Here is a 13,149-nt window from a genome sequence, read left to right as displayed (position 1 = left end):
GAAAAGTGTAATAACATAAAAAATATAGGGGTGGTGTTATGATACTTTTAACGATAGGAGCAATTTTGTTAACGTTATTTATTTTCTTTATTATCGGCTTTATTACGTTTATGATGTTTGTTGATAAGGCGACACCTCAAATATATTATACACCTTGTGAATCAGTGACAGTGAAAACTAAAGGTAAACATAGAAGGAAGAAAAGTTGAAAGTTGGCTTTTCTTCCTTCTTCTATTACATCCCGGAAAGAACTAACAACAATAATCCAAATAAAAAACTAGTCAAGGAAAGAAAACCGATACATATGGAGAATACACGATTATTTCCCCATTCACGCCAGAAAGTTATAAAACCTAAAATACAAAGGAAAAACCAAATGGGTAGGAATAGGAACTCACTAATTTTCTCGGGAAGTAACGAATAAAAAGTTGTTACATATAAGATCCAATTAGTAAAAAATAAAAGGCAAACGATAATAGATTGTAAGTAGGGGCGGTTGAAAAATAGCCCTTTTTTTACGGTTTTAAAAATGATAGTTAGCGCTGAGATAAAGGCAATGAGTATGAAAACAAGTAAGAGTAATGTCAGCGTCATTTTGAGTCTCCTGTATAAGATTGTTTTTATCACGCATGGGCAGTAAGACCCACACCTTAAAACTCAACGTAAGAAAAGGGATTAGGTGGGGGATGCCCCCCCCACTGATTGAAGTTTCACTTTACAAGAAATGAATCTATTAAATTGTATGCTTGTTTTGTAGAGTGCCCGTTATATTTTTCAGTGTACGGATTTAGAAATCCATGTTCACCGTGTAGTTGTTTTATTTCTAATAAAGGATTCTTTTGTTGCTGCAATGTGTGAATTAAAGAGGATACTGAAAAACTAGCTTCTTTTTCAGGGAATATAAGTAATGTAGCGCATGTAGGCTTTATGTGAACATAGTCGCGTATACGAGAACCGTAACATCCGATAATAAAATCTATTTTCGGATTGTTACTACATAGCCATGAGATGGTAGCTCCAACACTAAAGCCGATAAGTCCAATATGTGTATAACTACTAGAAAGATGAGAAATGAATTCTTCAATTTGCTTTTTTCCATCATCAAATCCAATATGATTTACAAAATGTTCATATGCCTTTTCTTCATCACGATAATGAAATGCATGTTGTAAGTGTAGAAGATTAGGACAGAATACGTCTATATGAGATGAAGTAAAGTGCTGGGTAACGTGATGCATATGGTCGTTCACACCATATATTTCATGAACAATAACGAGAGCTAATTTTTCCTTCATAGTTATAAAGTACCTCTATGAAACTTAAATTCTTTCTCAACAAGGCAAATACGCAGGTGGAAGTTTTCATACCATTGCTCACGACCTCTTTTTTTCGCTTCTTTATGTAAGGTGTTCTTCTTCCAATTTTCAATCGCATCAAGTGATTCCCAATAAGAAATTGTTATTCCGAGTCCAGAATTACCTCGTGCACTTTCTACACCTAAAAATCCAGGTTGTTGCTTTGCAAGTTTCTCCATTTCTTCGGCAACGGTATTATAGTCAGTTGTAGTATTTGATAAATTAGAAGTGAATATAACTGCATAATAAGGCTGGTTTTTTTCTAAATTAGATGCCATTATTTTTCCTCCTTAATGTATAGTACGAATAATTAATCCATAGTTTGTATTTTAGCAGGTCACAAAAAGAAAAGAAGTAGAAAATTCTTATTTTTTCAGCTCATGTAAAATAAAGAGTTGAAGAAATTTATAATAAGTAATCTGAAAGAAGAAAAATGCCACTTCAAAAGAGAAGTGGCATTTCTTATATTTCCTCTAAGCTATTAACTGGAACAGTTAATTCGCGTCCTGGGTTTTTTCCTTCATATATGCGGGCGGTTTCATTGCTTTCATCGACGTGTTGAATCATAACAGGCATGCCTTGAAAATTGACATTGGCTTGTTCTGCTGACATAGAAAGCTCTATTGCACGTTGTATATTCATTTATATTCCTCCCATCATTATTATCTTTGCTAAAAAAGAGGAATAATATACCATTTAGAGACATTCTTAAAGTTTTTGTATTATTTGTAATGTTTCTTTAATAAATGAAGTGAAGAAGGAATCAGGATAGGCCTGTACGATTTCATATGCTTCTGTTACTTCTTCAAGAGCTCTTTTTTTATCATTAAGTTTCACATAACAAAGAGCGCGATATGCCCCAGATGTTGTAAGCCGTGCGTGATCAAGTGGATGGTTTATATAATCTGGTATGATAGCGCGTTGCAATGTTTTTAAAGCTTCTTCGTATTGTTTTAAACCATACAAAGCTTTTCCTTTTTCAAGATAATATGATCCATCATCTTGAAAAATTGGCTCATCTTTTAATTTTTCTCGAAATTGTTCTAAATGTTCTAATGCAATTGTATATTCATTAGCAATTGTGTTGTAGTAGAAAGCTTTTAAAAGATCAATAACCGCCGCAGAGAAATTATCTTCTGTAAAAATGGCGAATTGCTCTGATTTTTTTATGTAATGTAAATATTGTTCTTTATCAGCCGTGATTACTTTTTGATAAGATAAAATACGATAAAATTCATCTGTTTTATAATACACTTGATGTTTTTTTGAAAATGCAAGTGCATCTAAAATGACACTTTCACATTGTTCGTAATCACCACATGCAAGAAAAATAATTGCTTCATATAAATATAATTCGATATGTATAATGAGATCCATTTCTAAATGTTTCTCATCATAGTCATTTCGGATACTAGCTATAAGTTGTAAACATTCAGCATATTTTTTACGTGTGAATATCGTAAAGGATAATTTTAATTTTGTTTCCGTACTATCCCGGTATAACGTATATTTCTCAAAAATAGAAGTAGCCTTTTCAACGTAATATTCAATATTGTAATCTTTCATTTTAGCCGCAGCTGTTACAAACTGTTTATATAAACGAGCAGTATTCAAAGTGGGAGGTAGCTCTTTTTGAACGATCGGTAGTAAAACCTCATATACTTCATCGTACTTGTTTGCTTTTATTAGTTTCTCCGTTTGTTGAATGAGTCCTACAATTTCTACATCATCTTCTTCTAATAAAAAACTCGTTTCACATTCAAGTTTGTCAGCGATATATTGTAGTGTTTTCATAGAAGGTGTAGCTTTTCCATTTTCAATTTGACTTAGCATACTTTTTGTGAGTTCTGAACCTGCTAGATCAGTTTGAGTAAGCTTTTTTTCTTTTCGTAACGTTTTAATTTTTTCACCGAGAGTAGCCATATAATTGCTCCTTTATAGTTAGAAAGTTAAATGTCATTAAACTTTTTGTTGTAAAAATTGGAAAGTTAATTATATAATAAGTTTAACACAATTTAACTTTTAAGGGGAGAGTGTCAAAAATGGGGGATATAAGTATAGGACAAAATGATTCAAGAATGAAGATTGCAACGAGAAATATTATTTTAATGATGATTGGGAAAATGACGTCTTTGCTAGGAGCCGGTATTTATACGTTTGCAATGGGATTATACGTATTAAAGACAACGGGTTCAGGAATGGGGTTTGCAACTACGCTTATTTGTGGATCGATTCCAAGGCTAATCTGTGGACCAATTGCTGGTGCTGTAGCTGACCGCGTCAATCGAAAATGGCTTGTCATCGGTACCGATTTGTTAAGTAGTTTAACAATGTTTATTATGTTTATCCTTGCAACTACTTTTGGGCCATCACTTCTGTTTATTTATGTTTCAGCAGCATTATTATCAATTTGTGCGAGTTTTTACTCTGTTTCATTAACTTCATCTATTCCAAGTTTAGTAGATGAAGGACGTATTCAAAAAGCGAGTGCCTTGAACCAGACGGCAGCATCTTTATCAAATATTTTAGCACCGATTATTGGCGGAGTTGTATTTGGTTTCTTTTCAATTAAATCGTTTTTCCTATTGAATAGCATTACATTCTTTTTAGCGGTTGTTGTGCAATTGTTTATCGTATTTGATTTATACAAAAAAGAAAAGGCTGAAAGTAAAGAGCATTTCTTGACGAGTATAAAAGAAGGGTTTTCATATGTGAAAAGACAGCATGAAATATATGGTTTAATGAAAATTGCAGTAGGGGTAAACTTTTTTGCGAGTGCACTTTTCGTTTCACTTCCATATATTATTGTTCAAAATTTGCATCTATCTTCGAAACAACTCGGTGTTGTAGAGGGAATGTTAGCAGTTGGGATGTTAATTGGTGCAATTGCGTTATCAGTACGTAAAGAAGTGAATGATCCGTTTCGCTCTGTTTATATTGGGTTGTTTTTATTTGCGAGTTTGAGTTTATGTACAGTGTTTCCATTAGTAGTCACCATCCCGAAAGTAGCAAGTTTTATTTACTATATCGCTTTTATGATGTTAACTGGTATATCAATGATGGTTGTAAATATCCCGATGCAAGTACATTTGCAAAAGACGACAGATCCAAGTTATTTAGGACGCGTTTTCGGCTTACTTGAAACAATTTCTACTGCAATCGCACCGCTCGGTATGATTGTGTATGGATTATTATTAGATATGTTGCCAACTAGCATTGTTATGATGACATTAGGCGTAGGTTTATTGTTAGTTGTATTAGTAGGAGTAAAGAAGCATGTAATGAAAAAGCAAGTGGATGTGTCTGTCTAAAAGGAAATGTGACTTAATAAAATAAAAATGACTAAATTAGTATTTTAGTTTTTGAAACTCTTTTTCATGTATGTTAAAGTAAAGTGAGCTTGCAAAGAAAAGGAGACAACAGCATGAAAAAATTAAGTTTTGTTATGCTTTTTCTATTAGTCGTAATGGCTGGATGTAGCAATTATGACACATATATTGAAACAGGTATGCAATCATTGAAAGATGAAAAGTATAGTGATGCAACAATGTGGTTCGAAAAAGCAGAAAAAGAGAAATCAGGAAATGAAGCGAAATCATATAAAGAAGTTGCTGAGAAAATGGATCAGGGAGCAACAGCATTAAAAGACGGTAAGTATTTAGAAGCGAAAGACATTGCAAATGAAGTGTTACAAAAGAAAAAAGATGATGAACTTGAAAAAGCTGTAATATCAAATGCAGAGAATATGCTTCAAAAAGCAAAAGATGTGGAAGAGAAAGTAAATGAAAGAGTGGCAAAGCGTAGAAAGGTAGAAGAAGAGGGAATCGATAAAATTATTAAAGCTGTCGATAGTATAGATGAAGTGAAAGAAAAAGAGAAGAAAGTATCAGAAGCATTAGATAAGGCTGAAGAGGCGCAAGCAAAAATTGAGGCAAAGAAAAATAAATAGATTTATAGTTTGAAAGGCTGTCGTGCATAACGACAGCCTTTTAATTTTTTGTTGCAAATGTAGTGATGCTCTGTAGTAAAAAAGAAATGATTTTAGAATTCCATCTGTCTTCATGATGAATCGTATAAATATTACGCTGAAATTCAAATTCAGGGATTGGTATATAGCATAGCTCATTTCGTTGTATTTCTTGTTCGATAGCCAGTTTAGAAATCAAGGCAATTCCATTACCATATTTTAAAATTTGTTTCATCGTTTCTAATGAGTCTAATTCAATTTCTGATTGGAATGTAATGTTGTGCGCTAACGTCCATTGTGTAAGTAAGTCTCTCGTTGTAGATGGATTACGATGCAATAGTATGCGTTCCTTTTCTATATTTTGTAACGATACATTGTCTTTCTTTGAAAAATGATGTTCTTTGGAAAAAGCAAGAACAAGTGTATCGGGCATTATATTCGTTTGTTTTAAAAGTGGTTCATCAAATGGAGCAGCGGAAATTATCCCAAGATCGATTTCGTGATTTTGTAGCATCATTCGAATTTCAGGGGCGGTTTTAACTAGTAGCGTTATTTTTATATTGGGAAATTCACATTGAAATTGATGAACGACTGCTGGCAAAAGATAAGTCGCTGGTACATAACTAGCGCCGATTGTTATAGCGCCTTTATGAAAATCTTTAAACTCTTGCGTGACACGTCTAGCTTCTTTCATAAGTGCATCTATTTTACAAGCATAATGGTGCAAAGCCTCACCAGCCTCTGTTAAGAAATACCTTCCAGAACGTAATTCGAATAAAGACACACCGAGTTCTTCTTCTAAGCTTTTTATATGAAAAGTAATAGTTGGTTGTTTAACGCCAAGTTTTTCTGCAACGATTGTAAGCTTTTTGTATTTCTTAATAAGTACTACAATTTCTAATTTTAAGAGATTCATTATGAATTGCCGCCTTTTTTATTTTAACTATAGAAAAAATCTATAGAAATAAATAGTTTATTAGAAGTTTTTTAATTTAATCTTTACAGTACATTAACATTAAGTATAAATCTTCCATATAGAATGAAAGCAGGTTAAGAATGAGGGGAGAGAGGTGAGACGATGGATATTAAAATTAATGGATTAGAAAAAACATTTGGAAAAACACAAGCGTTAAAGCCGTTGCAGATTGTAATGAAACAAGGGGAATTCACTACACTTTTAGGACCTTCGGGATGTGGGAAAACGACTTTACTTAGAATGATAGCAGGACTTGAAGAACCGGATAAGGGAGAAATATATTTTGGAGACCAGTGCATGTATTCTGCTACAAAAAAGATAAAGACATCTCCTCATGAACGGAATATCGGTATGGTATTTCAAGATTTTGCTTTATGGCCGCACATGACTGTTTTTGAAAATGTTGCATTTGGTTTAAGAGCTACAAAGCAAACGAATCATTTACGAGAAAAAGTAGAAGATGCAATAAAGCGAGTTCGCCTGCAAGGTATGGAGAAAAGGTATCCACACGAACTTTCTGGTGGACAGCAACAACGTGTCGCATTCGCTAGAGCAATTGTAACAAAACCTCATTTTATTTTGTTTGACGAACCGCTAAGTGCGCTCGATGCAATTTTGCGAGAAGAAATGAGAATAGAGCTTATGGATATCGTTCATTCCATTGGTTTAACTGCACTGTATGTTACTCACGATCAAACAGAAGCAATGTCAATGTCAGACCAAATTATTGTCATGAAACAAGGAGCAGTATTACAAAAAGGAACACCCGAAGATATTTATGTGAAACCGTCTCATGAATTTGTTGCCAAATTTGTTGGTAAGGCGAATTGGCTTGTAGAGGGTAAAAAAATGGTTCGTCCAGAGCATGTGAGCTGGACGAAAAATGAAGTGTGCGAAATGTATACAGGTGAAATTAAGCACGTTACATATGTAGGAGAACGGTATGAAATAAAAGTAAACATGGGGGCACTCGGAATATGGACAGCTTATCACAATAGTAAATTAAGCATCGGGAAACCAGTATCGTTATATGTGCCAAAAAAATGTATTCATCATATAGGGGGAGAATCGTATGAAGAAATTCAGTTCGCTTAAGTCTTTATTTGTATGTACTTTATTATTTTCGGCTGTAGTAACAGGTTGTAGTTCAAAGGGTAATGCAGATGCAAAAAGTACAAATACGAATGAAAAGAAAATTGTTGTATATAGTGCAGGGCCAAAAGGGTTAGCAGAAAAAATTCAAAAAGACTTTGAAAAGAAAACTGGTATAAAGGTGGAAATGTTTCAAGGGACAACTGGTAAAATTTTAGCGAGAATGGAAGCTGAAAAGAAAAATCCAGTCGTTGACGTTGTCGTACTCGCTTCCTTACCAGCGATGGAAGGATTAAAGAAAGAGGGTCAAACGTTAGCTTATAAAGAGGCGAAACAAGCTGATAAGCTGCGTTCTGAATGGTCAGATGATAAAGGCCATTATTTCGGGTATAGTGCTTCAGCATTAGGGATTGTGTACAATACAAAAAATGTGAAGACAGCGCCTGAAGATTGGAGCGATATAACGAAAGGAGAATGGAAAGGGAAAGTGAATCTTCCAGATCCAGCACTTTCAGGTTCAGCTTTAGACTTTGTAACAGGATACGTGAAAAAGAATGGACAAGATGGATGGAATTTATTTGAGCAGCTTAAGAAAAATGAAGTTACAGTAGCAGGAGCAAATCAGGAAGCGTTAGACCCAGTTGTAACAGGTGCGAAAGATATGGTCATTGCGGGTGTTGATTATATGACGTATAGCGCAAAAGCAAAGGGTGAACCTGTTGACATTGTATATCCAAAAAGCGGAACAGTTATTAGCCCACGTGTAGCTGGGATTATGAAGGATAGTAAAAATGTTGAAGGTGCAAAAGAGTTTATTGATTATTTATTATCCGATGATGTACAAAAACAAGTTTCTAAAGCGTATTTATTGCCTGGTAGAACAGATATAAAAGCTGAAAATAGACCAAATGTAGAAGAGATTCCAGTATTAAATATTGATTGGAAAACAGTTGAGAAAGAGCAAGATGAAATAGGAAAACAATTTAAGAAAGTATTTCAATAAGATGGTGATTCCATGGTAAATCGATTCGTATCAGTAAGACAAGTTGGAATGACGGTAGCGTTATTACTTGTGGCGATGTTAATCGTCATTCCACTTTTTCTTATTTTATTTTCTAGTGTATATGAAAATAGCAGTTGGAATTTTTTAAAGCCTTTTGAAGTGATGCAGAGTGGTGGATTAGCTGGGATTTTTCTAAATTCGATGCTTCTAGGTGCACTCGTTGTAATAGGTGCTACAATATTTGCATTTCCATTGGCATTTATTATGAGCAAAACAGATGTAGGAAAGTATAGTAAGTTAGATATTGTTTTTATGATTCCATTTATGACACCGCCGTATATTGGATCGATGGGCTGGATTTTGTTCATGCAACCTAACGGCTATTTTGAACAATTTTTCCCGATGCTAAAGACAGTTTCATCATCGTTTTTTAGTTTAGGAGGTATGGTATTAATTATGAGTCTGCATTTATTCCCATTCCTTTATTTCATGCTGAAAAACACGTTACTTCAGATTGGGAGTAGTAAAGAAGAAGCTGCAGCAGTTCATGGCGGAAGTTTTTTCTATCGCTTAAGAAAAATAATATTGCCGTTATTAGTATCAAGTTATGTAATGGGTGCTTTACTCATTTTCGTAAAGACGATTGCTGAATTTGGAACACCGGCTACATTCGGACGTAGAATAGGATTCCACGTGTTAACATCAGAAATTCATAAATTTATTTCGAGTTGGCCAATTGATTTCAGTAGTGCAACAGCATTATCTTCTTTATTACTTAGTGCTTGTATGCTCATTTGGTATATGCAAAATGTATTGAATCGAAAGTATTCATATGCAATGGTTAGTGGAAAAGGTGTGAAATCTAAAAGATATACTTTGTCTATATTTACGCGCGTTGTAGCATGGATGTATGTAATTGGTTTATTAATCGTATCAATTGGAATTCCATACTTTTCTATACTTATTGCTTCTTTTTCAAAATTAAGAGGCGGCGGTTTACATGTAAATAACTTTACAACAAGTCATTATGAGGCATTGTTTACAATGGGGTCTCCGGGATTAGAGGCTTTATGGAATAGTTTTCTTTTTTCACTCGTAACAGCGATTATTGCGGTAATGATTGGAGTCTTTTTGGCACTTATGATTCGAAAGGGGAAAAAAACCTCTGAAAAATGGCTTGATATGTGCGGTATGTTACCGAATATGGTACCAGGAATCGTTATGGTTGTAGGTCTTATTCTATTTTGGAATTCACCATATATGCCTATGTCAATTTATAATACACCAATCATGGTTATCGTAACGTATGTTGTTCTGTTTTTACCTTACACGGTGCAATATGTAAAATCATCACTCGGACAAATTGATGATTCTCTCGTGCAGGCAGGAAGTATTTTTTCTGGAAATTATATTTATATTTTTAGAAAAATAATATTGCCTCTTATTATCCCAGGCATTCTTGCCGGATGGGCGATGACATTTACAATTTCAATAAGAGAGTTAGTAGCATCACTTCTCGTATTACCTCCATCAGTAGAAACGTCAGCAACGTTTATTTTTGCTCAATTTGAACAGGGTGAAGTATCTATAGGAATGGCGATGGCCGTTGTTTCTGTTGGACTTACAACAATGTGCTTATTACTGCTGCAACATATGGAGCAAAAGCGAAAAGGGGTAGCATGATGAGAGTGGAAGTATGGGGAGGAGCAGGAGAATACGGTCGCTCTTGCTATTTTGTAAAAAATAAAGAGACGAAAATAGTATTTGATTGTGGTATTAATCGATCTTATGAGGATGGTTATCCAAAAATAGAGAGAGAAGCTGTTCCATTTTTAGATGCGGTATTTTTATCACATATTCATGAAGATCATACGATGGGTTTACCTTTATTAGCGAAGTATGGCTATAAGAAAAAAATTTGGACGACTCGTTATACGAAGGAGCAACTGCCGTTATATTATGAAAAATGGAGAAACTATAATGTAATGCAAGGATGGAATTTACCTTATAGCGACCAACATATAAAAGATTTAAATTATGTATGTATTGATGAGATTAGCAATCCAAATGAATGGTTACAAATTACTCCTACATTGCGGTTTCAGTGGGGGTATAGTGGGCATGTATTAGGAGCGGTTTGGTTTTTAGTTGATATGTGTAATACATACGTATTTTATTCAGGCGACTATTCAGCAGAGTCTAACATACTACGAGCTAATTTACCTGAGAAATTGGGCCACAATATAAAAGTTGCAATTGTAGATGCCGCTTATCACACAGATGATGTTTCGCAAAATGAAAGATTAGACGATCTATGTGCAGAAATTGAACGAGTTATGCAAAATGAAGGAATAGCATTATTACCGCTGCCACAACTTGGTAGGGCGCAAGATATAGTATTGTATTTATATGAACGATATAAAGAATTTCCGCTTATAGTAGATAAAGAAATTTTGGCTGGATTTGAAGAGATGTTCATATATAAAGGTTGGATAAAAAATAATGAAGAACTTAAATGGATTATGGAGAGTTTAAAAAGAAACATAATAGTTATGGATAATGACATTAGTATGCAAAATAGTTACGGAATAGTTGTAATGAGTGATGCGAATATGCAAACGAAACGAGCACAGTTATACTATGAACAACTTCGGAATGAAAAACGGAATGCCGTTATTTTTACTGGGCATATTGCGAAAGGGAGTTTTGCAGAAAAAGTTATGAAAGAACATGTAAGGAGTACATGTAGGGTGAAGAGAGTTCCGTATAAAGTTCACCAAAGTATAAGAGACGTTAAAGAGATGCTAAATACATTATTACCAGAACATACGGTGTTAGTGCACGCTTTGAAAGAGGATACGGATCGATTACAACAAAAGCTAAGTACAGCAGGGTATGAAAATGTATATTCACTTGCAATGGAACGTATAGAAGTCATTTGAAATGTAAAGGGGATAGGTATATGAAAAAAGTATTTGTATTCGTAAGCATTTTCTTTTGTTGTTTCCTTTATAACGTTAAGGAAGGGTTTGCAGCTAGTCCAATGAAACCTAGTTTTGAAGTAAAGTTATTATTGAAGCCAGAACAAGTATTAGGTGATAACAAAGAGATGAAGCAAGAGGTGCTAGAACATTTCCAGGCTGGTACAAAATATGAAAGAATACAAGTGCAATTTTTAGATACTGCGAATAAAAGTTTAAGCGAGGAAGGTTGGTTTGCTAGAATTCGAAAGAAAGAATTTAGTGAATATTTTGAATTAACATATAAAAAAAGATATCCTATTCCAAATGGTGTAATTCAAGATGCACTAGAAGTAGCTAAAAAAGAAGGATTCGATAGTAATACGGATAGTTATGAGGCGGAAATAGATTGGGGATTTGAGAAGAAAACATTAAGCATTTCAAATAAGAAAAGTTACAGCGCTAAAGGATATGGGATACTTGATTTACCAAATGAACAAGCTGCTCAAAACATGTTAATAGAAAAATTACCAGGGAAAATGAACAAATGGTTGTATACAAATTGGGGAGAAGAAATGTTAAAGAATTCCCGTATTTACGGTCCTGTATTAATGAAACGATATACAGGAGAGTTTGAAAACATAAAAGCAAATATTGAAATTTGGCCATTAAGTAATACCGGAAAATTAGAAGATGACTTCGTAATAGAAGTGTCATTTAAAACAAATGAAGAAAGTATTGCGACAAAGCAAAGGGAATTATTAATGGCGAGTTTAGAGAAAAAAGGCTGGTTGTTACCGAAAGATAGTTTGAAGACAGAGCTTATTTTTCAGTAAATGAGAAAAAAGGAATCCATATTTCGTGGATTCCTTTTTCCAATATATGAGTATTAAGCTAAGTCAGCTGACACGAACATATCACTATTTTGAAGGTTTTTAGAGCGTAAACTATAAGCAACTACCTTCTTTTTATATTGTTTTACAACATCAACATGCTCCTCGTGACTATAAATATAAAATGTAAAATTCTTTTTGCCACGTTTTGCATTGATAATTAAAGGCGTACCCTCATTGTGTGGTGGTGCATAATAGCGATCTAAAAATAAACCTTCGTTAAAATCATGAATAATTTTTGATTTCTGTTCGCCTTCTACGTTATTTCCGTGAATTGTAATAGTCACATTCTCTTCTTCAAGTTTTGGATGTGTTTCGTACTTGCTAATAATGGATTCAATAACAGTGTTAGGAAGGCTAGAAACGATAATTTTAAATGCTCCAAATACAACTAACATTACAATAAACCAAGTCGTCATAGTATATCATCCCCTTTATTCTATTTAATAATATAACTCATATGGTAATAGTACATATGGTGAAGTTTTGTATAATTTGTGAAAAATATGCCATTTTCACGAACGAAATGTTAGAAAAATCAATTTTGTTACAAAAAGTTGAAATTGAAGTATTTTAAAAGAAAAAGGTTTATAATAAAAATATAACTAATAACCACATTACTAATTATAAGGAAGTGTAACTATGAGTACTGTAGCAATCGTATATGGTATTATTCTTTCCACAATTATTGTTTTGTTTTTCGTTGGGGTTTCACGTTATATTCATAAATGGAAAGAAGGCGTTGCGAAATTAAATCACATTGAAGAAGAACTTAGTGATTTAATGTTACATCATGGTAAGTAAACATTTATTTTTTAACTAAACAATGTGAAGAATATCACAAAACGTGCTTTCCTAATGAAGGCATGTTTTTTTGTTGTTTAAGAAAAGAAGTGTTTTTGT

The 13,149-nt window shown here is 33.7% G+C and carries 17 protein-coding genes; 10 read left to right on the top strand and 7 right to left on the bottom strand.

All coding sequences use genetic code 11. The annotated features are described in order from the left end of the window. Positions 1–38 precede the first annotated feature (38 nt). On the top strand, positions 39–209 hold the full coding sequence (locus B9A45_RS21435) for a DUF3951 domain-containing protein (RefSeq protein WP_000602236.1): 171 nt from the start codon (positions 39–41) through the stop codon (positions 207–209). A 25-nt stretch (positions 210–234) separates the two neighbouring features. Here the strand turns inward: B9A45_RS21435 and B9A45_RS21430 are convergent, their stop codons facing one another. From B9A45_RS21430 to B9A45_RS21410, 5 genes are all read right to left on the bottom strand, one after another. Further along, positions 235–594: a hypothetical protein gene (locus tag B9A45_RS21430; RefSeq protein ID WP_002133070.1), complete on the bottom strand. Its 360-nt coding sequence runs from the start codon at positions 592–594 to the stop codon at positions 235–237. A 116-nt stretch (positions 595–710) separates the two neighbouring features. Next, positions 711–1,295 (bottom strand): dienelactone hydrolase family protein, encoded by a 585-nt coding sequence (locus B9A45_RS21425; protein ID WP_084064959.1) that lies wholly within the window; start codon positions 1,293–1,295, stop codon positions 711–713. 2 nt (positions 1,296–1,297) lie between these two features. After that, a complete protein-coding gene (locus tag B9A45_RS21420) occupies positions 1,298–1,633 on the bottom strand; it encodes an antibiotic biosynthesis monooxygenase family protein (protein ID WP_084064956.1) in 336 nt (111 codons plus the stop codon). A 184-nt stretch (positions 1,634–1,817) separates the two neighbouring features. Beyond that, entirely contained in the window at positions 1,818–1,997 is a 180-nt protein-coding gene (locus tag B9A45_RS21415) for an H-type small acid-soluble spore protein (protein WP_084064953.1), read from the bottom strand. Between the two features lie 66 nt (positions 1,998–2,063). Continuing rightward, the gene (locus tag B9A45_RS21410; RefSeq protein WP_084064949.1) at positions 2,064–3,278 is read right to left on the bottom strand and encodes a transcriptional regulator; all 1,215 of its coding nucleotides are present in this window, start codon (positions 3,276–3,278) and stop codon (positions 2,064–2,066) included. 119 nt (positions 3,279–3,397) lie between these two features. On the opposite strand from B9A45_RS21410, the gene B9A45_RS21405 reads away from it, so the two are divergent. Together B9A45_RS21405 and B9A45_RS21400 are read left to right on the top strand one after the other, a co-directional pair. Beyond that, positions 3,398–4,666 carry an MFS transporter gene (locus tag B9A45_RS21405; RefSeq protein ID WP_000502489.1) on the top strand — a complete coding sequence of 423 codons (1,269 nt, stop codon included), beginning with the start codon at positions 3,398–3,400 and terminating at the stop codon, positions 4,664–4,666. A 113-nt stretch (positions 4,667–4,779) separates the two neighbouring features. Next, positions 4,780–5,304, top strand: coding sequence for a COG3014 family protein (locus B9A45_RS21400; RefSeq protein WP_000736440.1), 525 nt, complete (start codon positions 4,780–4,782; stop codon positions 5,302–5,304). A gap of 40 nt (positions 5,305–5,344) precedes the next feature. On the opposite strand, the gene B9A45_RS21395 is transcribed toward B9A45_RS21400, so the two are convergent. Beyond that, the gene (locus tag B9A45_RS21395) at positions 5,345–6,238 is read right to left on the bottom strand and encodes a LysR family transcriptional regulator (RefSeq protein ID WP_061655896.1); all 894 of its coding nucleotides are present in this window, start codon (positions 6,236–6,238) and stop codon (positions 5,345–5,347) included. 162 nt (positions 6,239–6,400) lie between these two features. On the opposite strand from B9A45_RS21395, the gene B9A45_RS21390 reads away from it, so the two are divergent. The 5 genes from B9A45_RS21390 to B9A45_RS21370 are packed head-to-tail and all read left to right on the top strand — an operon-like array spanning position 6,401 to position 12,189. Then, a complete protein-coding gene (locus B9A45_RS21390; RefSeq protein WP_000351800.1) occupies positions 6,401–7,393 on the top strand; it encodes an ABC transporter ATP-binding protein in 993 nt (330 codons plus the stop codon). Then, the gene (locus tag B9A45_RS21385) at positions 7,371–8,393 is read left to right on the top strand and encodes an ABC transporter substrate-binding protein (RefSeq protein ID WP_065704441.1); all 1,023 of its coding nucleotides are present in this window, start codon (positions 7,371–7,373) and stop codon (positions 8,391–8,393) included. Before B9A45_RS21390 ends, B9A45_RS21385 begins: the two co-directional genes overlap by 23 nt. A 12-nt stretch (positions 8,394–8,405) precedes the next feature. Further along, entirely contained in the window at positions 8,406–10,076 is a 1,671-nt protein-coding gene (locus B9A45_RS21380; RefSeq protein WP_000248151.1) for an ABC transporter permease, read from the top strand. Continuing rightward, positions 10,073–11,335 (top strand): MBL fold metallo-hydrolase, encoded by a 1,263-nt coding sequence (locus B9A45_RS21375; RefSeq protein WP_061655893.1) that lies wholly within the window; start codon positions 10,073–10,075, stop codon positions 11,333–11,335. The genes B9A45_RS21380 and B9A45_RS21375 overlap by 4 nt, the downstream gene beginning before the upstream one ends. A gap of 20 nt (positions 11,336–11,355) precedes the next feature. Then, complete coding sequence (locus B9A45_RS21370; protein ID WP_084064945.1) at positions 11,356–12,189, top strand: hypothetical protein; 834 nt, start codon at positions 11,356–11,358, stop codon at positions 12,187–12,189. A gap of 53 nt (positions 12,190–12,242) precedes the next feature. Here the strand turns inward: B9A45_RS21370 and B9A45_RS21365 are convergent, their stop codons facing one another. Further along, positions 12,243–12,665, bottom strand: a complete 423-nt coding sequence (locus tag B9A45_RS21365; RefSeq protein ID WP_000214592.1) for a YfmQ family protein — start codon at positions 12,663–12,665, stop codon at positions 12,243–12,245. Positions 12,666–12,706: 41 nt separating this feature from the next. Between B9A45_RS21365 and B9A45_RS21360 the strand changes: the two genes are divergently transcribed. Then, the gene (locus tag B9A45_RS21360; protein ID WP_001987133.1) at positions 12,707–12,823 is read left to right on the top strand and encodes a hypothetical protein; all 117 of its coding nucleotides are present in this window, start codon (positions 12,707–12,709) and stop codon (positions 12,821–12,823) included. Positions 12,824–12,888: 65 nt separating this feature from the next. Then, complete coding sequence (locus B9A45_RS21355) at positions 12,889–13,050, top strand: hypothetical protein (RefSeq protein WP_000108701.1); 162 nt, start codon at positions 12,889–12,891, stop codon at positions 13,048–13,050. Positions 13,051–13,149 lie beyond the last annotated feature (99 nt).

Source organism: Bacillus sp. JKS001846, from assembly GCF_900176455.1.
In the GTDB taxonomy this organism is placed as follows: domain Bacteria; phylum Bacillota; class Bacilli; order Bacillales; family Bacillaceae_G; genus Bacillus_A; species Bacillus_A cereus.
The sequence above is the reverse complement of the archived record's forward strand: the minus strand, read 5'-3'. Positions and strand labels throughout refer to the sequence as shown.